This window comes from Kitasatospora sp. NPDC048407 (assembly GCF_043200475.1).
In the GTDB taxonomy this organism is placed as follows: domain Bacteria; phylum Actinomycetota; class Actinomycetes; order Streptomycetales; family Streptomycetaceae; genus Kitasatospora.
Genome location: NZ_JBICXW010000011.1, coordinates 63,811 through 88,506, shown reverse-complemented (window position 1 = coordinate 88,506; position 24,696 = coordinate 63,811). Strand labels below are relative to the sequence as shown.

The window sequence follows — 24,696 nt, the reverse complement described above, 5'->3', positions numbered from 1 at the left end:
GATGACGTACCACGGAACGGTCAAGGTCGGCGGCGCGCCCGACGTCCGGGAGCTGGCCCACCTGATGATCACCAAGGTGGCGGTCGGACCGTACGACAACAACGCCTACCTGCTGCGCTGCCGGGCCACCGACGAGCAGCTGCTGATCGACGCGGCCGCCGACGCGCCGGTGCTGCTGGAGACCGTCGGCAGCCGGCTGGCCATGGTGGTCACCACCCACCGGCACCACGACCACTGGGGCGCGCTGGCCGAGGTGGTCGCCGCCACCGGGGCACGCACCGCGGCCGGGCGGGTCGACGCGGAGGGCATCGAGGTGCCCACCGACGTCCTGCTGGAGGACGGCTCGGTGCTCCGGGTCGGGCAGGTCGAGCTGACGGTCCGCCACCTGGTGGGCCACACCCCCGGCGCGATCGTGCTGGTCTACGACGACCCGCAGGGCCACCCGCACCTGTTCACCGGCGACTGCCTGTTCCCGGGCGGGGTGGGCAACACCTGGGGCGACCCGGCCGCCTTCGACTCGCTGTTCCGGGACGTCAACGAGAAGATCTTCGACGTCCTCCCGGACGAGACCTGGGTCTATCCGGGCCACGGCAACGACACCACGCTGGGCGCCGAGCGCCCGTCCCTGCCGGAGTGGCGCGAACGCGGCTGGTGAGCGGAGAGCACGAGGGCCCCCGCCGAGGCGGGGGCCCTCATGTGTGTGCGCTCAGGCGTCGATCTTCTCCGGCTTGTTGGACTCGTCCTGCTTCCGCGAGGCGATCAGGCTGGTGGCGGTGGTGACCGCCAGGGTCAGCAGGATGAAGCCCAGCGACACCGGGATGCTGATTTCCGGGACGTGCACGCCGGCCTCGTGCAGCGCGTGCAGCACCAGCTTCACGCCGATGAAGCCGAGGATCACCGACAGGCCGTAGGACAGGTGGACCAGCTTCTTCAGCAGCCCGCCGATCAGGAAGTACAGCTGCCGCAGACCCATCAGCGCGAAGGCGTTGGCGGTGAAGACGATGTACGGGTCCTGGGTGAGGCCGAAGATGGCGGGGATCGAGTCCAGCGCGAAGAGCACGTCGGTGGTGCCGATCGCGATCATCACGATCAGCATCGGCGTCATCAGCCGGCGGCCGTTCTCCCGGACGAACAGCTTGGTGCCGTGGTACTGGCCGGTGGACGGGATGCGCTTCTGGACGGCCTTGAGCAGGCGGTTCTCCTCGAAGTCCTCCTCGCCCTCCTCCTCGGCCCGGGCCTCCTTCAGCAGCTTCCAGGCGGTCCAGATCAGGAACCCGCCGAAGATGAAGAACACCCAGGAGAAGCTGGAGACCAGCGCCGCGCCGCCGGCGATGAACACCGTCCGGAGAACCAGGGCGATGATCACACCGAACATCAGCACGCGCTGCTGGTAGATCTTCGGCACCGCGAACTTGCCCATGATCAGAATGAACACGAACAGGTTGTCGACGCTGAGCGACTTCTCGGTGATGTAACCGGCGAAGAACTCCCCGGCCGGCTCTCCGCCGCCGTACCACCAGAGGAACCCGCCGAACAGCACGGCCAGCACGACCCAGACCGCGGTCCAGATCCCGGCCTCCTTGAGGGAGACCTCGTGCGGCTTGCGGCCGCCGATGAAGAAATCGGCGGTGATCAAAAGGGCCAGCACCACGATGGTGCCGGCCCACAGGCCTGCGGAAACGTCCATGACTGCTCCTCCGGCAGTTAGGCGAACATCGTCACTGCTGGAGGTCTCTTCCGCCGCGCGGCACACCCATTGGTCGGCGCCGCACGGCCAGCGCCCCGGGATGCCGCGACGGGCATCCGTGATGACGGGGTCACTGAACGGGGAATACTCCCCTCCGCTCCCGTCGAGAGTAACAGGGGAACCAAGGGAAGGTAAAGAAGGTAAAGAGATGCGTGATCGGGTAAAGCCCGGGCCGCCCCTGCGCGGAGCCGCTCACAGGGCGGAGCCGCTTACAGGAAGGGCTCGATGAACGGCAGCATGTCCCGGAAGGTGCGGCCCGTCGCGGGCGCGCCGATCGCGGTCATCTTCCAGCCCGCGCCGTCCCGCTCCACCTTGGCCATGATCTGACCGGTGTGGGTGCCGCCGCCGGCGAGCTCGTAGCGGGCCAGCTCCTTGTTGGTGGTCTCGTCGACCAGGCGGCAGTGCGCGTTCTGCACCTCCTGGAAGTTCTGGCCGCTGTACGAGCTGACGGTGAACACGATCTGGGTGACCTTGCGCGGCACCTTGGTCAGATCGACCAGGATGCTCTCGTCGTCCTCGCCGCCGACGCCGCCGACCAGGTTGTCGCCGGTGTGCTGCACCGATCCGTCGTTGCTGACCAGGTGCGAGAAGAACACCACGTCGCTCATCGTCTTGCCGTCGTACAGCAGGGCGGACGCGTCCAGGTCGATGTCCTTCGGGCGGCGGCTGAAGAAGCCGCGCTTGCCCGGCGCCGACTTCCAACCGAGGCCCATCCGGACCACGCTCAGGGTCTCGCCACTGGACTTCAACAGGCTGACGCTCTGACCCTTGGCCAGGTTCACCGACACGCCACCACCCCTTCCTCCGGGTCGCCCCGGCTTCTCGCCCGTGACCGGCCGCGACAGGAGCGTCCTGCCCCCATGCCGGTCCGCACCACCCTACGCCGCCGCCCCGCCGCCCCGGTCCGGGACGGCGAGACTGTGGCAGAACTACGACACAGCGGCTGTTTCGGACAGCCGGATCAGGCCATGCCGGCCTCGCGCATCTGGCGCAGCTCGCGCTTGAGCTCCTTGACCTCGTCGCGCAGCCGGGCCGCCACCTCGAACTGCAGCTCGGCGGCGGCGGTGTGCATCCGGTCCGTCATGTCCTGGATCAGCTCGGCGAGTTCGGCCGCCGGCAGGTTCTTCGCGGGCTTGCGGTCGATGCCCAGCGACGGCACCGCGGCCTTGCCCTTGCCCTGCTGGCGGTAGCCGGTGGCGAGCAGCTCCTCGGTGTCGACGTCCTCGCCGGCCATGGTGGAGAGCAGGTCGCCGATCTTCTTCCGCAGCGGCTGCGGGTCGATCCCGTGCTTCTCGTTGTACGCCTGCTGGACGGCGCGCCGGCGGTTGGTCTCGGAGATCGCCAGGTCCATCGCCGGGGTGATCTTGTCGGCGTACATGTGCACCTGGCCGGAGACGTTACGCGCGGCACGGCCGATGGTCTGGATCAGCGAGGTGCCGGAGCGCAGGAAGCCCTCCTTGTCGGCGTCCAGGATGGCCACCAGCGAGACCTCGGGCAGGTCCAGGCCCTCGCGCAGCAGGTTGATGCCGACCAGCACGTCGTACTCGCCGGCCCGCAGTTCGCGCAGCAGCTCGATCCGGCGCAGCGTGTCCACGTCGCTGTGCAGGTAGCGGACCCGGATGTCCAGGCCGAGGAAGTAGTCGGTGAGGTCCTCGGCCATCTTCTTGGTGAGCGTGGTGACCAGGACCCGCTCGTTCTTCTCCACCCGCTGCCGGATCTCGTGCACCAGGTCGTCGATCTGGCCCTCGGTCGGCTTGACGATCACCTCGGGGTCGATCAGGCCGGTCGGGCGGATGATCTGCTCCACCTGCCCGTCGCCGCGCGCCAGTTCGTACTTGCCGGGGGTGGCCGAGAGGTAGACGGTCTGGCCGATCCGCTCCTGGAACTCCTCCCACTTCAGCGGCCGGTTGTCCATCGCCGAGGGCAGCCGGAACCCGTGCTCGACCAGCGTGCGCTTGCGCGAGGCGTCGCCCTCGTACATCGCGCCGATCTGCGGGACCGTCACGTGCGACTCGTCGATGACCAGCAGGAAGTCCTCGGGGAAGTAGTCGAGCAGGGTGTTCGGCGGCGAGCCGGGCTCGCGGCCGTCGAAGTGCATCGAGTAGTTCTCCACGCCCGAGCAGGTGCCGATCTGGCGGAGCATCTCGATGTCGTAGGTGGTGCGCATCCGCAGCCGCTGGGCCTCCAGCAGCTTGCCCTGCTTCTCCATCCGGGCGAGGGTCTGCTCCAGCTCCCGCTCGATGTCGTTGACCGCCCGCTCCATCCGCTCCGGGCCGGCCACGTAGTGCGAGGCGGGGAAGACGTACACCGAGTCGTCCTCGCTGATCACCTCGCCGGTCAGCGGGTGCAGCGTGTACAGCGCCTCGATCTCGTCGCCGAACATCTCGATCCGGACGGCGAGTTCCTCGTACACCGGGAAGATCTCGATGGTGTCGCCGCGCACCCGGAAGGTGCCGCGGCTGAACGCCAGGTCGTTGCGGGTGTACTGGATGTCCACGAAGCGGCGCAGCAGTGCGTCCCGGTCGACCTCCTCGCCGACCTTCAGCTGCACCATCCGGTCCACGTACTCCTGCGGCGTGCCGAGGCCGTAGATGCACGACACCGACGCCACCACCACGACGTCCCGCCGGGTGAGCAGGCTGTTGGTCGCGGAGTGCCGCAGCCGCTCGACCTCCTCGTTGATCGAGGAGTCCTTCTCGATGTAGGTGTCCGTCTGCGGGACGTACGCCTCGGGCTGGTAGTAGTCGTAGTACGAGACGAAGTACTCGACCGCGTTGTTCGGCAGCAGCTCGCGGAACTCGTTCGCCAGCTGCGCGGCCAGCGTCTTGTTCGGCGCCATCACCAGGGTGGGACGCTGCAGCTTCTCGATCATCCACGCGGTGGTGGCGGACTTGCCGGTACCGGTCGCGCCGAGCAGGACGACGTCCTTCTCCCCCGCGCGGATCCGGCGCTCCAGCTCGGCGATGGCCGCCGGCTGGTCACCATTGGGCTGGAAGGGGCTGACGACCTCGAAGGGCGCCACGGACCGCTCAATACTCGTGATGGGACGCACGACTCCACCGTACGACCGGCCACCGACAGTCCGAGTTACTTGGCGGAATCCCGGGCCAGCGCGACCAGGCGGGAGACGGCCCGCAGGTACTTCTTGCGGTAGCCGCCGTGCAGCATCTCCTCGGTGAACACCTGGTCGAACGGCACGCCGGACGCGGTGATCGGCAGCTCCCGGTCGTACATCCGGTCCGCCAGCACCACCAGGCGCAGCGCGGTGGACTGGTCGTCGACCTGGCGCACGCCACGCAGGAAGACCGCGCCGATGTCGTCCAGCAGCGCGCCGTAACGGCTGGGGTGCACCTCCTTCAGGTGCTCCAGCAGCGTGTCGAAGTCGTCCAGCGAGGCGTTCGGGGCGGTGGCCGCGCGGGCCGTCACCTCGGCGTCGGTGTACGGCGGCGGCGCGGCCGGGAGGCCGCGGTGGCGGTAGTCCTGGCCGTCGATCCGCACTGGGCGGAAGTGCGAGGACAGGCCCTGGATCTCCCGCATGAAGTCCGCGGCCGCGAACCGGCCCTCACCGAGCTTCTCCGGCAGCGTGTTCGACGTCGCGCAGAGCTTGACGCCGTTCTCCACCAGCCGGCTCAGCAGCGTGGACACCAGCACGGTGTCGCCCGGGTCGTCCAGCTCGAACTCGTCGATGCACAGCAGCCGGTGCGAGCTCAGCGTCCTCACCGCGCCCTGGAAGGTCAACGCGCCGACCAGGTTGGTCAGTTCGACGAAGGTGCCGAACGCCTTCGGCCCCGGCACCGCATGCCACAGTGACGCCAGCAGATGCGTTTTTCCTACGCCGTACCCGCCGTCCAGGTAGATCCCCGCCGGCCCGCTCGGCGCCGGCGCGGACCGCCGGAACCACCCACGCTTGACCGGCTCCGCACCGCCGTTCAGGCTCGCCGCGAAACCCTCCAGGATCTGCACGGCCTCGTACTGGCTCGGCTGCGACGAATCCGGCAGGTAACTGCCGAAACTCACGCCGGAAAAACGCGGCGGCGGCACCATCTCGGCCACCAGCCGCTCGGCCGGGACCACCGGCCGCCGGGAGGCGAGGGCTGTCGCGGTACGGATTTCGGACTCCGAGGCAGGTGCAGACACGAGAAACCAGCGTACGGGGGCGGGCAGACGGGTGCGAAACCGGGGGCGCTGGGGGTACCCCCAGGCGAAGCCGAGGGGGCGGAACTGCGCGAAGCGGAAGGCGCCGAACCGCAAGATCGCGACGCAGGACGGTGACTTGCACGTGGACGCGACCTGACCGTGGGAGCGGCGCTTGTCGCGCAGTTCTCCCCCAGCCCTAGCGGGCCGGGAGGTACCCCCACGCGCCCCTGGTTTCGCGCCCGCCTGCGTTCGCCTCGCTGCGAGACTTGAGCCATGGAACAACTGATCGGCAACACCCCCGGCACCCCCGGCACCCTGGAGTGGCTGGCCCAGGCGTACGCGTACCCGTCCGAAGGCCCGTGGCTGCGGGCGAACATGGTGGCCTCGCTGGACGGCGCGGCCCGGCTGGACGGCCTCTCGGACGGGCTGTCGAGCGCAGCGGACAAGCGGATCTTCGGGGTGCTGCGCGCGCTGTGCGACGTGGTGCTGGTGGGTGCGGAGACGGTGCGGGCGGAGGGTTACCGGCCGGGGCGGGCCCGTAAGGAGTTCGCGGAGCAGCGGGCCGCCGCGGGTCAGTTGCCGGCGCCGGTGATCGCGGTGGTGACGCGGAGCCTGGACCTCGATCTCTCGGCGCCGCTGTTCACCGAGCCGCTGGTCCCGACGGTGGTGATCACCACTTCCGACGCGCCGGCCGACCGACTCGCCCGGACCGGCGAGGTCGCCGAAGTGATCATCGCGGGAACGGGCTCGGTCGACCTCCCCCGCGCCGTCGGGGCGCTCACGGAGCGTGGTTGGCGCCGCCAGCTCTCGGAGGGTGGCCCCCGCCTGCTGGGGCGGCTCGCGGCGGACGGTCTGCTGGACGAGCTGTGCCTCTCGGTGGCCCCTCTGGTGACGGGCGGTGATTCGCCGCGGATCGTCAACGGGCCGCAGGTTGCGGACGTCCGGCGGATGCGGTTGGCGTCCCTGATCGAGGAGGAAGGTTTCCTCTTCACCCGCTATCTGCGGCCGACCGATCCGGACCGGTCCCCGAGCGACCCCGCGCTCACCTGAGCCACTTCCTGACCGATGTGGACCACGTGTTCCATGTGGCGCGTGTGCAGCGTGAGGAATCCTTCCTCCGGGCACTATGAAGGAGGGGATGAAAGCCGGACCCGGGGGCCCGTACCAGCGAAGGGACTCACGTGTTCAAGACCGTACTGATGATCGAAAAGGCACTCTCCGACGCCGACGTGGAGCTGGTCACCACCCTCCACGGCGACGAACAGGTGTCTTTCGTCGTCCTGATGCAGCCGCGCGGTCGGCAGGACGAACTGCTGCGCGCCCTGGACGATGTGGCCCTCGGCCATCTTGACCAGGCGGTGCACGAGCACGACGAGCGCGACGGCGACGGGCCGACGCTGGCCGGCGAGTCCCTGGAGCACAGCCTGCGACACCTGCGGCGGGCCGGCGCGGAGGCGGTCGGCGAGGTGGTCGAGCAGCAGCCGCTGGTGCGCCTGCGCGAGGTGGTGGAGGAGAACCGGGCCGACGAGGTGCTGGTCCTGACCTCACCGCACTTCGTAGAGGAGTTCTTCCACCGCGACTGGGCGTCCCGCGCGCGGCACGAGGTCGGCGTCCCCGTACTCAAGCTGTTCGCCAGCGACTCCTGACCGCCCTCCCGATTAGGGCAGAATCGTCCCGTGCGCTCCGGTAGCTACAGAGCGCACGGGACGACCCTTTTCCGACCCCGCCCGTACGGAGCCAGCCTTGAACGACGCCGCGCACGACCTGCACGCCCCGCACTTCATCGGCATCGGCGGCGCCGGAATGTCCGGTCTGGCGAAGATCCTCGCGGTGCGCGGCGCCACCGTCTCGGGCAGTGACGCCAAGGAGTCGGAGACCGTGCGGGCGCTGCGCGAGCTGGGCGCGACGGTGTTCGTCGGCCACGCGGCCGAGCACCTGCCGGCCGGGACCAGCAGCGTGGTGGTCTCCAGCGCGATCCGCGCCGACAACCCGGAGCTGGTGGCGGCGCAGGAGCGCGGCGTCCCGGTGGTGCACCGTTCGGACGCGCTGGCGGCGCTGATGGGCGGCCGTCGGGCGCTCGCGGTGGCGGGCACCCACGGCAAGACCACCACCACCTCGATGCTGGCGGTCAGCCTGGGCGAGCTGGGCCTGGAGCCCTCGTACGCGATCGGCGGCGACCTGGACCTGCCGGGGTCGAACGCGCACCACGGCGCGGGCGAGATCTTCGTCGCGGAGGCGGACGAGAGCGACCGCAGCTTCCACAAGTACGCGCCCGAGGTGGCGATCGTGCTGAACGTGGAGCTGGACCACCACGCCAACTACGCGTCGATGGAGGAGATCTACGAGTCCTTCGAGACCTTCGTCGGCCGCATCGTCCCCGGCGGCACCCTGGTGGTGTCGTCCGACCACGAGGGTGCCCGTGAGCTGACCCGCCGGGTCGCCGGGCGCGAGGGCCTGAACGTGGTGACGGTCGGCGCGGCCGAGGACGCGGACGTGCGGGTGCTGTCGGTGGTGGCGCGCGGCATGACCAGCGAGGTGACGGTCGAACTGGGCGGCGAGCAGCTGACGTTCACCGTCTCGGTGCCCGGCCGGCACTACGCGCACAACGCGGTGGCGGCGCTGGCCGCGGGCGTCGCGCTGGGCGTTCCGGCGGACGGGCTGGCGAAGGCGCTGGGCGCGTACACCGGGGTGCGGCGGCGGCTGCAGCTGAAGGGCGAGGCCCGCGGCGTGCAGGTGATCGACTCGTACGCGCACCACCCGACCGAGATGGCCGCCGACCTGGAGGCGATCCGCGAGGCGGCGGGCGACGGCCGGGTGCTGGTGGTGTTCCAGCCGCACCTGTTCTCCCGCACCCAGCAGCTGGCCGAGGAGATGGGCCAGGCGCTGGCGCTGGCCGACGGCTCGGTGGTGCTGGACATCTACCCGGCCCGCGAGGACCCGATCCCGGGCGTCACCGCCGAGCTGATCATCGACTCGGCCCGCCGGGCCGGTGCGGACGTCCGCGCCGAGCACGAGTTCGCCGCCGCACCCGCCGTGCTGGCCGCGCTGGCCCGCCCCGGCGACCTGGTGCTGACCATGGGCGCGGGCGACGTCACCAACCTGGGCCCGGAAATTCTGGCCGCCCTGGCGGACGTTGCACCTGCTGTCTGATCCGACGGCCGAGCCCTGGAGAGTGCGCCGTGAGCTACGAGGTCCAGAAGTCCGACGCCGAGTGGCGGTCCGAGCTGACGCCCGAGGAGTACCACGTGCTCCGCGAGGCCGGCACCGAGCGGCCGTTCGTCGGCGAGTACACGGACACCAAGACGGTCGGCGTGTACAGCTGTCGGGCGTGCGGCGCGGAGCTGTTCAGCAGCGAGACGAAGTTCGATTCGCACTGCGGCTGGCCGTCGTACTACGCCCCGCTGGCCGGGGACTCGGTGGAGTACCTGGAGGACAGCACCCTCGGGATGCGCCGGGTCGAGGTGCGCTGCAAGAAGTGCGGCAGCCACCTCGGGCACGTTTTCGAGGGTGAGGGCTACGGGACGCCGACCGACCAGCGGTACTGCATCAACTCGATCTCGCTGAAGCTGAAGCCGGTCGAGTAGGAGGCGCGGGCGCCCGCCCCCGTGGAAGACTGATCGCTCTTGATCGGTCTGGATGTGGGTGGGGCGGGCGTGGCGCGGCGGCGGTCTTCCGGGGTGTGGTCGGTACTGGCGGAGGCGCAGCGCGCGCAGCACCAGCGCGCGGAGGCGCAGCGAAAGGCGGCGGCCGCGCAGCAGCGGGACAACGAGCGGGCGCAGCGCGAGGCGCAGCGAGCAGCCGCGCGGGGTGAGCGCGAGGCGCTGAAGGCGTACCAGCAGCAGCGGGATGCGGACGCGGCCCGGCGGACGGCCGAACTGGACCACCGGGTCGCCGAGTTGCGCGGGGTGCTGGCGGCGGGGCTGGCCGGTCCGGGGTTCTCGCTTGCGGAGCAGAGCCGGGGCGGGCAGGGCGCGGTCCCGCCGTTCGACCCGGGTCCGCTGGGTAATCCGGTGCCGATGCCCGATCAGAACTGGTACCTGGTCCCGCCGTTGACGGGCGCCCAGGCGTACAACCCGGCCGCCCGCCGCCAGTGGGAGGAGCAGGCCGCGCACGCCCGGGCCAGGTTCGAGTACGACTGGCATGCGGCAGGGGCGGCCGAGCAGCAGCGGCAGCGTCAACTCGCGGACTACCGCGCCCAGTACGACGCGTGGGCGGCCGAGCGGCACCGGCTGCTGGCCGGGCAGAGCACCCAGGCCGGGCAGCTCGCCTCCCGGCTGCGGGCGGGCGACGCGGCAGCCGTGGCCGAGTACTTCGAGGCGGTCATCGACTGGCGGGAGGACTGGCCGGACGGCTTCCCCACCGACGGCGAGGCCTCCTGGGACGCGGACACCCGCCGGCTGGTGGTGCGCTGGGAGCTGCCGGCGTTCGATGTGGTGCCGACGGTCGGCCGGTACCGCTACGTCCGGTCCGACGACCGCGAGGACGAGGTGGCCCGGCCCGCCACCCAGCGCAAGGAGATCTACCGCGAGGTGCTGGCGCAGTGCGCGCTGCGCGTGCTGGCCGAGGTGTTCCGGGCCGACACCGACCACCTGATCGCCTCGGTCGGCCTGAACGGCGTCGTGGTGGCCCCGGACCCGGCGACCGGCCAGGAGGGCGACCGCTGCCTGCTCGCGGTGGAGGTCGACCGGGAGACCTTCGCCGGGCTCGCCCTGGACCGGGTCGCCCCGCTGGACTGCCTGCTCGACGGGCTCGCCGGACGGCTGTCCAACCGACCGGAGAAGGCCGACACGGTCGCCCCGATCCCGGCCGCCGCGACCTCCGCCGGGGACGGCGAGGAGCCCGACCTGTTCGCGATGGACCCGATCGAGTTCGAGAAGCTGATCGCCGAACTGTTCCGCCGCCGCGGCTTCCGCACCAGCACCACGGCCCGCAGCGGCGACGAGGGCGTGGACGTGCTCGCCGAGGACCCGGACCCGATCACCGGCGGAAAGATCGTCATCCAGGCCAAGCGCTACCGGCACACCGTCTCCCCCAGCGCCGTCCGCGACCTCGAATCCACCATGCGCCGGCAGGGCGCCAACCGCGGCATCCTGGTCACCACTTCGGGCTTCGGCCCCGGCTCGCGCAAGCACGCCGAGGGCCAGCCGCTCACCCTGGTGGACGGCCCGATGCTGCTCACCCTGCTCCGCGAACACGGCCTCCCCGGCCGCCTCGGGCCCGCCCCCGTCCCCGCCCAACGGGCCGACGAGACACCGGCGGTGGAACTGATGCCCGGCCAGAACACCGCCCTCCCGGACGGCGAGGTACGGGTCCGCTTCCGGGCCGGCGGCGCGGAAGCCGATCTGACGCTGCTGCTCCTCGGCCCCGACGGCAAGGTGCGCGCCGACGAGGACTTCGTCTTCTACCACCAGCCGACCGCGGCCGACGGCGCCGTCATCCTGGAACCCGGCGACGGCAGCGCGATCGTCCGCACCGGCCAACTGCCGGACGCCATCCGCCGCGTCGTGATGTCGGTCAACCTCGACACGGACGGCGACGCCACCTGCGCCGACCTGATCGACCCCGCCGTCGAACTCGCCTCCGGCGCCGGCCGCTGGGTCTTCCACCCGCCGACCGACCCCGCCATCTCCGCCATGCTGGTCGCCGAGCTCTACCGCCACCCGTCCGACGGCTGGAAACTCCGCGCCATCGGCCAGGGCTGGGCGGACGGCCTGGCCGGCCTGGCCCGCGACCACGGGGTCGACGTCGAGTAGGAGGGCGCGAAACCAGGGGGAGCACAACCGGGGGCGCGGGGAACTGCGCGAAGGGGAACGCACCCGACCGCAAGATCGCGACGCAGGACAATGACCTGCACGTGATCGCGACCTTGCGGACGGGCTTTGCGCTTGTCGCGCAGTTCCCCGCGCCCCTGATTTCGCGCCCAACCGCTCGCGCAGCTAGAGCGTCCGGCTGTGCTTCCACTCCTCCGCGCAAACCCCGTACCCGAACCAGTCGTTGATGGCGAGCATCGGCGCGTTCTCCCCGTCGTTGTGCGTGTACGCGGCAGCCAACCCCCGGTCCTGCGCGCGCCGAAGCGCATGCGCTTTGGCGAGCTTGGCGAGGCCTCGGCCGCGGTGGGTGGAGCGGGTGGCGGTGAACGCCGACCAGTAGTGGCGGCCGTCGGTCTGGGCGGCGGAGAAGGCGACGGCCTCGCCGTGGTCGAGGGCGACGGTGGTGAGGGTGTGGTCCTGGTCGGGGCGCTGCCAGATCTCGGCGAGCCAGCCTTCGTACGACTGGTCGTCGAGGACGAGGTCGCCGGGTTCGGAGCGGGTGGCGTCGATGTCGACCAGGTAGATCGGGTGCGGGTCGTCCAGGAAGTCGGCGGCGGTGCGCAGTTCGATGCCGGGCGGGGTGGGCGGCAGTGGCGGCAGCGGGACGGTGAGGTCGAGGCCGGCGTACTGGGCGCGGCGGCCGCGCCGGTAGCCGCGGGCGGCGGCAAAGCCGAGTGCTTCGGGTGTGCCGTCGGCCCAGCCGTGGGCGTCGCGGACGCCGAGCGCGGCAAGTTCGCGTTCGGCGGCGGTGAGCAGCGCGGTGCCGATGCCGGCGCCGCGGTGTTCCGGCATCACGCTGACGTTCAGGAAGCCCTGGTCGGGGGTGGTGCTCTCGGTGACCGGGCCGAACCTCGCGGAGCCGACGACCTGTCCGCCGCGTTCGGCGACCAGCAGGTTGAAGTGCGGCAGTCCGACGAGCCAGTTGGTCACCTCGGGTGTGACGACCAGGTGCGGCCGGCCGGCCCGGTAGGCCTCGGTGGCCCCGGCGGCGTCTTCGGGTGCGAACGGGCGGATGTGGTACGGCATAGAAGTCATAGGCATGTCACGTTAGTCAATCGTTCGCCTGCGCGCTGCTGAATTTCCCCCACCTGCGGGCCGGTCGGTTCAGTGAGTGGGAAACCTCAAGTTCAGCTCTGAGTTTCCGGTGTCCTGCTTGGCACCGGCTCCGTCCGGATACACCCTCGGCATGGGGGAGGCGGGGCCGTCGAAAGGCCCGGCGGGAAGGGGTGTTTTGTGTCCTCGCACGGAATTCCGCAGCTGGGTACGGGGCTCGGCTGGCGCCCCGAGATCGACACCGCCGTGGAGCGGCTGCCCGGTCTGGACTGGGTGGAGGTGGTCGCCGAGAACGTCTGCGCCGACCATCTGCCGCCTTCGTTGACCGCGCTGCGCGAACGGGGCGTCACCGTCGTTCCGCACGGCGTCTCGTTGGGGCTCGGTGACGCCACCGAACCCGACCCGGCGCGGCTGGCCCGGCTGGCCTCGGTCGCCGAGGCGCTCGGTGCGCCGCTGGTCAGCGAGCACTTGGCGTTCGTCCGGGCGGGCGGCCTGGAGGCCGGGCACCTGCTGCCGGTGCCGCGCACCCGGGAGGCGCTGCGGGTGGTGGCCGCCAATGTGCGGATCGCCCAGCGCGAACTGCCGGTGCCGCTGGCGCTGGAGAACATCGCCGCCCACCTGGCCTGGCCGGGCGACGAGTTGACGGAGGCCCAGTTCCTCGCCGAACTCGTCGAACGCACCGGCGTGCACCTGCTGGTGGACGTCGCCAACCTGCACACCAACCGGGTCAACCTGGGCATCGACCCGGCCGCCGAACTCGACCGGCTGCCGCTGGACGCGCTCGCCTACGTGCACGTCGCCGGCGGGGTGGAACGCGACGGCGTCTGGCACGACACCCACACCCACCCCGTCACCGCCCCCGTGCTGGACGTGCTCGCCGCGCTGTGCGAACGCACCGACCCGCCCGGGGTGCTGCTGGAACGCGACGGCGCCTACCCGCCGCCCGCCGAACTGTCCGCCGAACTCGACGCCATCCGCCGGGTCCACCGCACGGCCCGCGACCACCGGGAGGAGCCCGACCGTGTCCGAACTGGACGAATATCTGATCCGTGACCGCGCCGACGCCGAACTCGCCCTGGCCCGACACCAATTGGCCGCCCGCCAGGAACAGTTGCTGGCCGCCCTGGTGGCCGGCGGACCCGCCCCGGCCGGATTCGACCCCGCGCAACTGCGCACCCAGGCCGAGGGCCTGATCGCCAAGCGCCGGGAGACCGTCGGCCACCTGATGCCCGAACTTCCCGAACTGCTCGGCGCGGACTTCGCGCCGCTGTTCCGCCGCTACGCCGCCGACCACCCGCTCACCGGCGGCTACCGGGCAGACGCCCGCACCTTCGCCGGCTGGGCCCTGGACGCCGCACCCACCGCACCCTGGCACCCGGCGCTGCACCACCTGCTCCACCCGGCCACCCGCCGCTGGGCCCGCCTGCTGCCGCGCCGCGCCGTGAAGGCACACCGGTAACCACCGCAGCACCACGCTGCCGCCGCACCGATCCATCGCACGAAAGGACACACGGGGGAATGTGGAACAGCCTGTTCTTCGTGGCCCTGGCCCTGGTCGCCGTGACCATGGTCGCCGCCACTGTCTTCAACCACCGCTGCCGCCGGGTCACCGAACCGCAGGGCCTGCCCGGACGCGGCATGCCGCTGCTGAACGCCGCCTTCCTGGCCGGCGGCCCGGCCCGGGCGGTGGACACCGCGCTGGTCCGGATGGAACGTGAGGGCCGCGCGGTGATCTCCCGCGCCCACCGGGTGACGGTCACCGACGTCGCACCGCGCGACGCCGTCGAGCAGGTGCTGATCACCGCCGTCGGCGGCCGCACCGGACGGGACCTGTCGGTGCTGCGCGCGTCCGTACTGGGCAGCCCGGACGTGCAGCGGATCGGCGACGCGCTGGCCGCCCGCGGCCTGATGCGCCACCCGGCCAAGCTCAAGGCGGCCTGGCGCGCCCGCAGGATGGAGGTGTTCGCGCTGTGGACGGCCCTGGGGCTCGGGACGATCTCCACCTTCCACTGGCTGCACGCGCCGGATCGGGACACCAGCACTCCCCCGTTCTTCGCGTTCGGGGCACTGGTCCTGGTCGCCGCCGTGCGCCTGATGGTCGGACGGCCACCGAAGGCGCGGATCACGCCCGCCGGGGAGCGCCAGCTGGAGCTGGTGCGGGGCAGCAGCCCGTGGCAGCCGCGCGAGGTCGACCGGCAGTACGCGGCCGTGGTCGGCGCGTTCGCGCTGGACGGGTCCGCCGCACTGACCGACCCCGCCGACCAGCCGCTGCGCGAGGCGCTCGACGGCACCACGGCCGGACCGGTCCGGCCGGTCCGGATGGCGAAGTCGAAGCGTTCGACGCACGCGTTCAGCACCTCGGACACCACGGCGGCGGCCACCACCGGGGCGTGGTGCGGGAGCACCGCCGTCTCCTGCGGGTCGTCCGGCTCCTCGGGGCACTCCGGCCACTCCGGCCACTCGGGCGGGCACTCCGGCGGATCCTCGCACTCCTGCGGGTCCTCGCACTCCGGCGGATCCTCGCACTCCTGCGGGTCGTCGCACTCCTGCGGGTCGTCGCACTCCTGCGGATCCTCGCACTCCTGCGGGTCGTCCAGTTCGTGCGGTTCGTCCAGCTCCTGCGGGTCGTCCAGTTCGTGCGGCTCGAGCTGAGGCCGTGTCACAGTTCGGTATCGCGGCAGGTGGATCCATTCCACTTGCCGCACACCCAGGACTAGAACAAACATCATGTGGGTGTTGCTGCTGATCCCGACCTGTGCCGCCGCGGTGCTGTCCTGTCTGCACCTGGTCCGGGTCGCCGCGATCGCCGACGCCCTCGCCGAGCATCTGCCGGCCGCCGACCGGGCCGCCGGGATCGGCCTGTACGAGACCGCGTACCTGGCGGGCGGACCGGGCCGGGTGGTGGAGCTGGCGCTGGTCCGGATGGCCGGGCTGGGCAGGCTGCACCTCGCGCACACGGGGTGGACGACGGTGGTCGATCCGCAGGGCCGGGGCCGGCTGGAGCGGGCGCTGATCAGCGCGATCGGGCCCGAGGGCCAGTGCCGCACCGCCCAGTTGAAGGCGGCGCTGGCCGCCCACCCCACCGTCCGGGACATCGGCGACCGGCTGGCGCTGGCCGGGCTGGCGACACCGGCGGTGATCCGGGACCGGGCCCGGCGGGCGGTCCGGCAGGTGCGCTGGGCGCTGCTCGCGGCGGTCGCGATGCTGCTGCTCACGATCGTCCTGACCGCCGACGGCCAGGCGGCCCGGACGGCCCTCGCCTGGTACGCCCTGCCCCTGGTCCTGACGGGCGGCACCCTGCTAATGGCCCGCGTCGACGTCCACGCCTACACCGCCTGGGCGGCCCCCGCCGGCCAGCGCCTGCTCCGCACCCTCCGCTGGCCCCACATCTGCCGCACCGGCACCACCGACGACCTGCTCACCGCCGTCGCCATCCGCGGCCCCGAAGCCGTCCAGGACCCGCGCCTGCGGGCCGCGTTGGGCCACCGCTAGCAAAAAACGCCGCCACCGCGCAGGAGCACGGCGGCGGCGTCCGGTCTGCGGGTCAGAACAGTCCGGCGACCAGGTCGCCGACCGACTTGCGGCGGCCGGTGAAGAACGGCACCTCCTCGCGCACGTGCAGGCGCGCGCGGGACGGGCGCAGGTCGCGCATCAGGTCGACGATGCGGTGCAGTTCGTCGGCCTCGAAGGCCAGCAGCCACTCGTAGTCGCCGAGCGCGAACGAGGCGACGGTGTTGGCGCGCACGTCCGGGTAGCCGCGGGCCATCTGGCCGTGCTCGGACAGCATCGCCCGGCGCTCCTCGTCGGGGAGCAGGTACCACTCGTAGGAGCGGACGAACGGGTAGACGCACACGTACTCGCGGGGGCGCTCGTCGGCGAGGAACGCGGGGATGTGCGACTTGTTGAACTCGGCGGGGCGGTGCAGCGCCATGTTCGACCAGACCGGCTCCAGGTGGCGGCCCAGCTCGGTGCGGCGGAAGCGGTTGTACGCCTCCTGCAGGTCGTCCGAGTTCTCGGCGTGCCACCAGATCATCAGGTCGGCGTCGGCGCGGAGGCCGGACACGTCGTAGGTGCCGCGGATGGTGACGTCCTTGGCGGCGAGCTGCTCGAAGAGGGCGTCCACCTCGGCCACCAGGGCGGAGCGGTCCTCGGGGAGGCCGTCCTTGAGCTTGAACACCGACCACATGGTGTAGCGGATCACCTGGTTGAGGTCGCGGGCCTTCTTCTTCACGGGCTGCTCAGTGCTTTCGGTCATGAGCCCATTGTCCCTTCTGTGCGGGTGGTTCAGCTGACGGGGTGGACGGCTTCGGCGGCCTTGCGGGCGCTCGCGACGACGGCGGGGATGCCCACGCCGTCGTAGGCGGCGCCGCACACGGTGATCGCGCCGAGCGCGTCCAGCTGGGTGCGGATCCGGGCGACCCGGTCGAGGTGTCCGACCGGGTACTGCGGGAGGCCGTCGGTCCAGCGGGTGACGGCGTGGTCGTAGGGGGTGGCGGTCAGGCCGACGGCCTCGTGCAGGTCGGCCAGCGAGCGGGCGACGATTTCGGCGTCGTCCAGCTGGAGCGCGGCGTCCTCGCGGTGCCGGCCGAGCGAGGTGCGCAGCAGGAAGGTGTCGGGCGCGGAGCGCTCCAGCCAGCCCCACTTGTTGCTGGAGAAGGTGGACGCCTTGATGTTGCGGCGGTCCACCGGCGGCACCAGGAAGCCGCTGCCGGTGAGCGGGCTGTCGGCCAGGTCCGCGCGCCGGAAGGCCAGCGTGACCAGGGCCATCGAGGCGTACTCGATCTCCCGTAGCTCGGCCGCGGCACCGGGCGCGTCGGCGGCGAGCAGCGCGGCGGCGTACGGGGCGGGGACGGCCAGCACCACGGCGTCGGCGTGCAGTTGCTGTCCGCCGGTGGTGACCTGCCAGCCGTCGGGGGTGCGGCGCAGCGCCTCGACGGGGTGGCCGGTGAGCAGTTCGGCGCCGTGCGCGCGGTCGTGGGCGGCGATGGCGTCGGGGAAGGTCCCGAGGCCGCCGCGCAGGCCCTGGAAGACCGGGCCGGTGGCGGTGGAGCGGCCGGTGAGCTCGCGGACGGCCTCGGTCAGCGAGCCTTCGCGCTGGGCGAGCGCCAGCAGTTGCGGGACGGCGGCGCGGATCGAGATCTCGTCGGCGTGCCCGGCGTACACGCCGCCGAGCAGCGGTTCGACCAGGCGGTCGACGACCTCGCGGCCGAGCCGGGCGGCGATGTAGCCGCCGATCGCGGCGTCGTCGCCGATCTCGGCGGGCTGCTCGTTCGCGGCCCGCTCCAGCCCCTCGGGGGTGAGCACGCCGGAGGCCTTGAGGGCGTCCAGGTCGCCGGGCACGCCCATCAACTGGCCGCCGGGCATCGGACGCAGGCCCTCGCGGGTCCAGATCGACGCCTTGGCGGTGGTGGGCGGCTCCAGCTGCTCGCCGAGACCGACCTGCCGGGCCAGTTCGACGGCTTCGGGGCGGCGGGCCAGCATCGACTCCGCGCCGAGGTCGACCCGGACGCCGCCGACCTCCCCGCCGAGCAGTTTGCCGCCGAAGCGGTCGGATGCCTCCAGCACGGTGACCCGCACCGGCCGGTCACTGAGGAAGGCGGCCGCGGCCAGGCCCGCGACGCCGCCACCGATCACCACGACGTGAGGTTTCGCCATGCCTCGAAGTCTTCCAGCCCTTATCCCGAATCCCGAACCGGCCCACTGGGCGCCGAGACCGCGGTGACGCCGAGGCGTGATCATTCCGGTACCGCCGGCCCGGGTCCGGTCCGCGGGCCCACGCGTCACAGTGCTGACGGGGCGGGCGAGCGGCCCGCCCGCGACCCGGGGAGGGGACACGGGCATGGGAGTACGGGTGCACAGAGCGGGGGCCGTCGGCGTACTGGCGGCGGTGCTGCTGCTGGCCGGATGCAGCGCGAACGAGGGCAGTTCGGCGTCCAAGGCGGCGGACCAGGCGGCCGCACCGGCGGCAGCGCCCGGTGACGGCAAGGCGGCGGTCGCCGCTGCCGGGGCGGGCGGAACGGCGGCCCCGCCCGCCGGGGCGAGCGGCCAGCCGACGAACCGTCAGATCGCCTACCAGGCCAGGATGACCGTCCGGGTGGACGCCCTGGAACCGGCCCGGGACAAGGCCGTGGACCTGGTCGGGCAGGCCGGCGGCTACGTGGCGACCGAGAGCCGGCGCGGCGCGGGCGACGGCGCCGAGGCCACCCTGACGCTGAAGGTGCCGTCGGAGTCCTACCAGAAGACCGTCGACGCGCTCGGCGGGCTGGGCCAGCGACTCGCCATGACCAGCCAGTCCGACGACCTGACCGGGCAGATCGCCGACGTGGACAGCCGGATCAAGTCGATGCGGGCCAGCGTGGACCGGGTCCGGGCACTGATGGCGGAGGCCAAGACACTCTCCGAAGTGGTGTCACTGGAAAGCGAGTTGACCCGCCGCGAGTCCGACCTGGAAGCGCTGGAACGCCAGCAGCAGCAGCTCACCTCCCGGACGTCGCTGTCCACCGTGACGCTCGACCTGCTGACGGACGCCCAGCGGCCCACCGGCGCCGTGCCCAAGCACAAGGACGGCTTCTGGGCCTCGGTCGGCAAGGCCCTCACCGGCGGCTGGCACGCCCTGCTCGCCGTCCTGCACGGCCTCCTGGTGGTCCTGGCCGCCGGCGCCCCGTTCCTCCTGGTCGTGGCCCCCGCCGCCTGGCTCCTCCGCCGCCACTACCGCACCCGCCCCCGCCCGACGACCCCTTCCTGGAAGAACCCGCCCGCACCCCCGCAGCACCCGCCGACGACCGAACCGGAGGACTGACCCTCACCGCACCACCGCCGACGACCCGGCCAGCCGGCACCACCCCGCGACCGGCCGGGCCCACACCGCGCGAACCACGGCGACCACCGCGCTCGGCGCCAACACCCGGCCCTCGGGCCCGATCGCTCAGCGCAGCGCGATGATCGGCCGCGCCCGCACCGCGTACAACGCCGCCGCGCTCGCGCAAGCCGTCGCGATCGCCGCGCACAGCAGCGCCGTCACCCCCAGCGCCCGCCACGGAACGGTGAGCGGGGCGGCGGCGCCGAGCAGGCGCAGCGCGGTCTGCATGGCGCCTAGTCCGGTGGCGGTGACGGCGGCGCCGAGCAACGCGCCAGCGGCGACGACGGTGACGGTCTCGGCGGCGACCAGGCCCACCACCTGGGCGCGGGTGGCGCCGGCCAGCCGGAGTTGGGCGAGTTCGCGTCGCCGGTCGGCGGTGGTGGTGAGGACGGCATGGGCGAGCGCGATCGCGGTGTAGAGGAGTGCGAGGCCGAGAACGCCGGCGATCCGCCGGATCCGCATCGGGTCGTCGGTGGGGTACCGCGCGGCCAGCCAGTCGGCGCGGGTGGCGAGCGTCGCGCCGTGGGCCCGGGCGAGGTCCCGCAGCAGGTCCTCGGCGCCGGGGGCGAGCCGCAGGTCGATCCGGTCGATTTGCACACCGGAGGCGTTGCACACCGAGAGGTAGACGGGGTTGTCGCCGGTGCCGTCGCGCAGCACGGCGGCGACCCGCAGGGTGCGGCGGGTGCCGTCGGCGAGCACCACCGGCACCTGGTCGCCGACCGCCGGGTGTCCCCATTCCTCGGCGAGCACCACGCTGTCGTCGCCGAGCGTGGTGACGTCCCCAGCCGCCACGGAGAGCCGGGTGACGGCGGCCAGCGCGGCGGGGTCGGCGACGGCCCGGCCCTGGGCGCGCACGGCGGTGCCGTCGGGTTCGACCACGGCGAGGCCGGTGGTGGCGGTCGGCGAGACCACCGCGCCGGGCAGGTCGCGCAGCGCGGCGGCAAGCGTGTCGCCGTCGCCGGCCCGGGGCGTGAGCAGGTGGTCGGCGGCGGTCCGGGTGCGGGCTTCGGCGGCGCGGGCGGCGGCGACGGTGGCGGGTGCGCCGGTCAGCGAGCCGGCCAGCGCGACGGCCAGCAGGACGGGCGCGGTGACGGCGCCGGTCCGGCGCACGCCGGTGAGCGCCCCGCCACGCACCAGCCGTCCGAGCAGGCGGCGGGCGGTGAGCAGGCGCAGCAGCGGCCGGGCCAGGACGGGGGCGAGCAGCGCGGCGGCGGAGATCAGCACCATCGGCTGCAGCGTGTACGTCTTGCGGTGCAGCAGGTCGGCGGGGTCGCCGAGCAGCGCGGTGCCGGTGAGAGCGGCGGCGGTGCCGAGCAGGGCGAGGCCGCACAGCCACCGGCCGGGGGTCATCACCCGGGTGTCGAGGTCGGCCTCGCGCAGTGCCTCCAGCGGGCGGACCCGGCCGGCTCGCCAGGCGGCGACGGCGACGGCGGTGAGCGCGACCGGCGGGCCGGTGCAGAAGGCGGTGACCAGCGGCCAGGCGGGGGTGCCGATCCGGAAGCCTTCGGGGGCGAGTTCGGCGGCGGTCAGCAGCCGGGCGAAGAGCGGGGTGCCGGACCGGGCCAGGACGGTGCCGGTCGCGGCGGCGAGCAGGCCGAGCAGCGCCGCCTCGGCGAGCACGCTGCGCCGTACCTGGCCGCGGGTCGCGCCGGCCAGCCGGAGCAGGCCTAGTTCGCGCCGTCGCCGGGCCACCGCGTAGGCGTAGCTGGACGCGACCACGAACCCGGCGGTGAAGACGGCGACACCGCAGCCGGTGCCGAGCTGCGCGATCAGCGCGGTCCGGTCGTCGCCGGGCGGCAGGGCGGTGCTCGCGGCGAGGCCGAGCAGGGTGATGGCCATCAGCGCCACGCCGAGGGCGAGGGCGGTGAAGGGGGCGAGCAGGGCGGGGCCGCCGGCCCGCAGCGAGCGGGTGGCGAGCCTGATGGTTCCGGTCGTCATGGGCCTCAGCCAACCGGGGCGGGCCCGCGCGCACAGCGGTGCTGTCTCCACTGCGAAGGGTAGAGCCCGCTCTACCGCGCGGGGTGGCGGCCCGGTCCTAGGGTTGCAGGATCCGGCGACGACAAGGGGCACCGATGGCTGCGGACTGCTGGCAGGCGCTGCGCCGGCCGGGTTTCCTGCGGACGGCGTGGCCGTGGCGCTCGGCGGCCTACCTGCTGGCGAGCGGCCTGTCCGGGCTGCTGCTGTGCGTGCTGCTGCTGGTGTGGACGGCGGCCGGCACGGCCCTGTCGCTGCTGTTGGTGGGCCTGCCGCTGGTACTGGCGCTGCCGCTCGCGGGGCTGCCGTTCGGGGCGTGGGAGCGGCGGCTGCTGCGGCTGATGGGCGGGAAGCCGCCGGCGGATCCGCATCGGCTGCCGGACGGTCCGGGGGTGCGGGCGTGGCTGCGTACCCGCCTCTCCGAGGGGGCGACCTGGCGGGAGCTGGGCGGCGCGGTGCTGTCGGCGTTCCTGCTGTGGCCGCTGGACCTGCTGGCGGTGGCGGGGGCGCTGGCGCCGGTCGCGCTGCTGGCCACGCCACTGCTGCTGGCGCTGGACGGCGGGCAGGTGAACGTGCTGAAGGCGTGGCAGGTGCAGACGTTCGGCCCGGCCTGGGCGCTGGCCGCGGCGGGCGCGGTGCTGCTGCCCGCGGCAGGGTACCCGCTGACGGTGCTGGCGGGCGCCCGGGCCGCGCTGACGCGGATGCTGACGGGTGCCCAGGAGCAGGTCGGTGAGCTGGTGCGCTCACGGGCCCGGTTGGTGGACACCTTCGAGGCGGAGCGCCGCCGGATCGAGCGGGACCTGCACGACGGCGCGCAGCAGCGGCTGGTGGCGCTGTCGATGGTGCTCGGCATGGCCCGGCTGGACGCCCCGGCCGACGGCCCGCTGCGGGAGCGGCTGGCGGCGGCGCACGCCGAGGCGGACCGGGCACTGGCGGAGCTGCGCGAGCTGATCCACGGCATCCACCCCAGGGTGCTCGCCGACCGCGGCCTGCCGGACGCCTGTGCGGACCTGGCGGACCGTTCGCCGCTGCCGGTGGACGTGGACGTCGCCCTGCCGGGCCGGCTGCCCGCGGCGGTGGAGTCGGCGGGCTACTTCGCGGTGTGCGAGGCGCTGACGAACGCGGCCCGGCACAGCGGCGCGTCCCGGCTCGGGGTGGCGGGCCGCCGCGAGGGCGGGCTGCTGGTGCTGGAGGTGTCCGACGACGGCCGGGGCGGCGCGGACCCGTCCCGCGGCACGGGGTTGACGGGGCTGGCCGACCGGATCGCGGTGGTGGACGGCAGACTGTCCGTCAGCAGCCCGCCCGGCGGGCCGACCCTGCTGCGTGTGGAGATCCCGTGCCCCCTGCTGCCCGACGCCCGCTCCGCCTAGTACTGGCCGAGGATTCCGTCCTGCTGCGGGAGGGCCTGGTGGGCCTGCTGGAACGTTTCGGCCACACGGTGATCGCGGCGGTCGGCGACGCCCCGTCCCTGCTGGCGGCGGTCGCCGGGCACCGCCCCGACCTGGTGGTCACCGACGTCCGGATGCCACCTGGCCTGGCCGAGGAGGGCCTGCGCGCGGCGATCGCCCTGCGCACCGAACGGCCAGGCCTGCCGGTGCTGGTGCTCAGCCAGTACGTGCAGCGCTCGTACGCGACGGAGCTGCTGGCCGGCGGCGACGGCTCGGGCGTCGGCTACCTCCTGAAGGACCGGATCGGCCACGTCGAGGAGTTCCTGGACGCGGTGGACACGGTGGCCTCCGGCGGCACCGTGGTCGATCCGGAGGTGGTGCGCCGACTGCTGGCCCACCGCCGGGACCCGCTGGAGCGACTGACGCCCCGTGAGCGGGAGGTGCTGGAGCTGATGGCCCGGGGCTGTTCGAACGCGGAGATCTGCCGCCGGCTGGTGGTGTCGGAGGCGGCGGTGGCCAAGCACATCGGCAACATCCTGCTGAAGCTCGACCTGCCGCCCGCCGAGGACACCCACCGCCGGATCCTGGCGGTCCTGGCGTTCCTCGGCGGCGACAGGCCGTAAGGCCTCAGCGGGCGCTGGCCTCGTGGACGAAGGCGACCAGGCGGGTCAGCGCGTCCGGGTCCATGGTCGGCATGACGCCGTGGCCGAGGTTGAAGATGTGGTGGCTGCCGCCGAGCGCCTGGGCGGCGTGCAGCACCTCGCGGGCCTTGGTCTCCACCACGTGCGTGGGGGCGTACAGCACGGCCGGGTCGAGGTTGCCCTGCAGGCCCTTGCCGGGGCCGACCCGGTTGGCGGCCTCGTCCAGCGGGACCCGCCAGTCGACGCCGACGATGTCCGCGCCGGCCTGGCCCATCAGGCCGAGCAGCTCGCCGGTGTTGACGCCGAAGTGGATCCGCGGCACCCCGTACGGCGCGACCGCGTCGAACACCTTGGCGCTGGCGGGCATCACCGAACGGCGGTACTCGTCGGGCGCGAGTGCGCCCGCCCAGGAGTCGAACAGCTGGATCGCCGAGGCACCCGCCTCGATCTGGATCTTCAGGAACGCCGAGGTGATCTGCGAGAGCCGGTCGACGAGCTCCGCCCACAGCTCGGGCTCGCCGTACATCATCGCCTTGGTGTTCTCGTACGACTTCGACGGGCCACCCTCGATCAGGTAGCTGGCCAGCGTGAACGGCGCGCCGGCGAAGCCGATCAGGGGGGTGGCGCCGAGCTCGGCGACCAGCAGGCCGACCGCCTCGGTGATGTACGGCATGTCGTCCGGCTCCAGCGGACGCAGCCGCTGCAGGTCGGCCTTGGTGCGGATCGGGTCGGCGATCACCGGGCCGACGCCGCCCTTGATCTCCACGTCGATGCCGACCGCCTTGAGCGGGACGACGATGTCGGAGAAGAAGATCGCGGCGTCCACCTTGTGCCGGCGCACCGGCTGCATGGTGATTTCCTTGACCAGGTCGGGCCGCATGCAGGAGTCGAGCATCGAAATGCCCTCGCGGACCTTCAGGTACTCGGGCAGCGAGCGGCCGGCCTGCCGCATGAACCACACGGGGGTGTACGGCACCGGCTCGTTGCGGGCGGCGCGCAGGAAGACGGAGTCGTACGCGGCGCCGCGGGGCCGCTGACCGGACTGGGCTGCGGGGGTCTCACTCACGTCCCACATCCTCGCACGCGG

At 72.8% G+C, this 24,696-nt stretch carries 20 protein-coding genes and 1 pseudogene; 12 read left to right on the top strand and 9 right to left on the bottom strand.

The window, feature by feature from the left end; translation table 11 throughout:
• The first annotated feature begins 1 nt into the window (after position 1).
• On the top strand, positions 2-655 hold the full coding sequence (locus tag ACGFWJ_RS21110; protein WP_392951720.1) for an MBL fold metallo-hydrolase: 654 nt from the start codon (positions 2-4) through the stop codon (positions 653-655).
• 51 nt (positions 656-706) lie between these two features.
• Here the strand turns inward: ACGFWJ_RS21110 and ACGFWJ_RS21105 are convergent, their stop codons facing one another.
• From ACGFWJ_RS21105 to zapE, 4 genes are all read right to left on the bottom strand, one after another.
• Positions 707-1,687 (bottom strand): TerC family protein, encoded by a 981-nt coding sequence (locus ACGFWJ_RS21105; RefSeq protein WP_392951718.1) that lies wholly within the window; start codon positions 1,685-1,687, stop codon positions 707-709.
• A 269-nt stretch (positions 1,688-1,956) separates the two neighbouring features.
• Positions 1,957-2,535 (bottom strand): TerD family protein, encoded by a 579-nt coding sequence (locus ACGFWJ_RS21100; RefSeq protein WP_387646460.1) that lies wholly within the window; start codon positions 2,533-2,535, stop codon positions 1,957-1,959.
• 173 nt (positions 2,536-2,708) lie between these two features.
• Complete coding sequence (uvrB, locus tag ACGFWJ_RS21095; RefSeq protein WP_387862743.1) at positions 2,709-4,799, bottom strand: excinuclease ABC subunit UvrB; 2,091 nt, start codon at positions 4,797-4,799, stop codon at positions 2,709-2,711.
• Between the two features lie 35 nt (positions 4,800-4,834).
• Complete coding sequence (gene zapE, locus ACGFWJ_RS21090; protein ID WP_387646466.1) at positions 4,835-5,884, bottom strand: cell division protein ZapE; 1,050 nt, start codon at positions 5,882-5,884, stop codon at positions 4,835-4,837.
• A gap of 273 nt (positions 5,885-6,157) precedes the next feature.
• Between zapE and ACGFWJ_RS21085 the strand changes: the two genes are divergently transcribed.
• The 5 genes from ACGFWJ_RS21085 to ACGFWJ_RS21065 all read left to right on the top strand — a co-directional run bounded on the left by ACGFWJ_RS21085 (position 6,158) and on the right by ACGFWJ_RS21065 (position 11,637).
• The gene (locus ACGFWJ_RS21085; protein ID WP_392951714.1) at positions 6,158-6,934 is read left to right on the top strand and encodes a pyrimidine reductase family protein; all 777 of its coding nucleotides are present in this window, start codon (positions 6,158-6,160) and stop codon (positions 6,932-6,934) included.
• A 131-nt stretch (positions 6,935-7,065) separates the two neighbouring features.
• Positions 7,066-7,530, top strand: coding sequence for an indole-3-glycerol phosphate synthase (locus ACGFWJ_RS21080; RefSeq protein WP_387646470.1), 465 nt, complete (start codon positions 7,066-7,068; stop codon positions 7,528-7,530).
• A gap of 97 nt (positions 7,531-7,627) precedes the next feature.
• Positions 7,628-9,034: a UDP-N-acetylmuramate--L-alanine ligase gene (gene murC / locus ACGFWJ_RS21075; RefSeq protein ID WP_392951711.1), complete on the top strand. Its 1,407-nt coding sequence runs from the start codon at positions 7,628-7,630 to the stop codon at positions 9,032-9,034.
• Between the two features lie 29 nt (positions 9,035-9,063).
• Positions 9,064-9,468 (top strand): peptide-methionine (R)-S-oxide reductase MsrB, encoded by a 405-nt coding sequence (gene msrB / locus ACGFWJ_RS21070; protein WP_387646473.1) that lies wholly within the window; start codon positions 9,064-9,066, stop codon positions 9,466-9,468.
• Positions 9,469-9,507: 39 nt separating this feature from the next.
• Complete coding sequence (locus ACGFWJ_RS21065; protein ID WP_392951708.1) at positions 9,508-11,637, top strand: restriction endonuclease; 2,130 nt, start codon at positions 9,508-9,510, stop codon at positions 11,635-11,637.
• Between the two features lie 183 nt (positions 11,638-11,820).
• On the opposite strand, the gene ACGFWJ_RS21060 is transcribed toward ACGFWJ_RS21065, so the two are convergent.
• Positions 11,821-12,735, bottom strand: a complete 915-nt coding sequence (locus ACGFWJ_RS21060; RefSeq protein WP_392951705.1) for a GNAT family N-acetyltransferase — start codon at positions 12,733-12,735, stop codon at positions 11,821-11,823.
• A gap of 207 nt (positions 12,736-12,942) precedes the next feature.
• On the opposite strand from ACGFWJ_RS21060, the pseudogene ACGFWJ_RS21055 reads away from it, so the two are divergent.
• The 3 genes and pseudogenes from ACGFWJ_RS21055 to ACGFWJ_RS21045 all read left to right on the top strand — a co-directional run bounded on the left by ACGFWJ_RS21055 (position 12,943) and on the right by ACGFWJ_RS21045 (position 16,239).
• Positions 12,943-14,206: pseudogene (locus ACGFWJ_RS21055) on the top strand (DUF692 domain-containing protein).
• Between the two features lie 59 nt (positions 14,207-14,265).
• Positions 14,266-15,399 carry a TIGR04222 domain-containing membrane protein gene (locus tag ACGFWJ_RS21050; protein ID WP_392951702.1) on the top strand — a complete coding sequence of 378 codons (1,134 nt, stop codon included), beginning with the start codon at positions 14,266-14,268 and terminating at the stop codon, positions 15,397-15,399.
• Positions 15,400-15,474: 75 nt separating this feature from the next.
• Positions 15,475-16,239, top strand: coding sequence for a TIGR04222 domain-containing membrane protein (locus ACGFWJ_RS21045; RefSeq protein ID WP_387646487.1), 765 nt, complete (start codon positions 15,475-15,477; stop codon positions 16,237-16,239).
• Between the two features lie 52 nt (positions 16,240-16,291).
• Here the strand turns inward: ACGFWJ_RS21045 and hemQ are convergent, their stop codons facing one another.
• Positions 16,292-17,002, bottom strand: a complete 711-nt coding sequence (hemQ, locus tag ACGFWJ_RS21040) for a hydrogen peroxide-dependent heme synthase (protein WP_387646489.1) — start codon at positions 17,000-17,002, stop codon at positions 16,292-16,294.
• Between the two features lie 29 nt (positions 17,003-17,031).
• Positions 17,032-18,486, bottom strand: coding sequence for a protoporphyrinogen oxidase (gene hemG / locus ACGFWJ_RS21035; RefSeq protein WP_392951698.1), 1,455 nt, complete (start codon positions 18,484-18,486; stop codon positions 17,032-17,034).
• Positions 18,487-18,586: 100 nt separating this feature from the next.
• Here hemG and ACGFWJ_RS21030 point away from each other — a divergent pair, with 100 nt between their 5' ends.
• Positions 18,587-19,546, top strand: a complete 960-nt coding sequence (locus ACGFWJ_RS21030; RefSeq protein WP_392951695.1) for a DUF4349 domain-containing protein — start codon at positions 18,587-18,589, stop codon at positions 19,544-19,546.
• Positions 19,547-19,672: 126 nt separating this feature from the next.
• On the opposite strand, the gene ACGFWJ_RS21025 is transcribed toward ACGFWJ_RS21030, so the two are convergent.
• The gene (locus ACGFWJ_RS21025; RefSeq protein ID WP_392951692.1) at positions 19,673-21,544 is read right to left on the bottom strand and encodes an FtsX-like permease family protein; all 1,872 of its coding nucleotides are present in this window, start codon (positions 21,542-21,544) and stop codon (positions 19,673-19,675) included.
• Between the two features lie 134 nt (positions 21,545-21,678).
• Here ACGFWJ_RS21025 and ACGFWJ_RS21020 point away from each other — a divergent pair, with 134 nt between their 5' ends.
• Positions 21,679-22,950, top strand: a complete 1,272-nt coding sequence (locus ACGFWJ_RS21020) for a sensor domain-containing protein (RefSeq protein WP_392951689.1) — start codon at positions 21,679-21,681, stop codon at positions 22,948-22,950.
• A complete protein-coding gene (locus tag ACGFWJ_RS21015) occupies positions 22,917-23,591 on the top strand; it encodes a response regulator (RefSeq protein ID WP_392951686.1) in 675 nt (224 codons plus the stop codon). Before ACGFWJ_RS21020 ends, ACGFWJ_RS21015 begins: the two co-directional genes overlap by 34 nt.
• Before the next feature lie 4 nt (positions 23,592-23,595).
• On the opposite strand, the gene hemE is transcribed toward ACGFWJ_RS21015, so the two are convergent.
• Positions 23,596-24,684 carry a uroporphyrinogen decarboxylase gene (gene hemE / locus ACGFWJ_RS21010; RefSeq protein ID WP_387646495.1) on the bottom strand — a complete coding sequence of 363 codons (1,089 nt, stop codon included), beginning with the start codon at positions 24,682-24,684 and terminating at the stop codon, positions 23,596-23,598.
• Positions 24,685-24,696 lie beyond the last annotated feature (12 nt).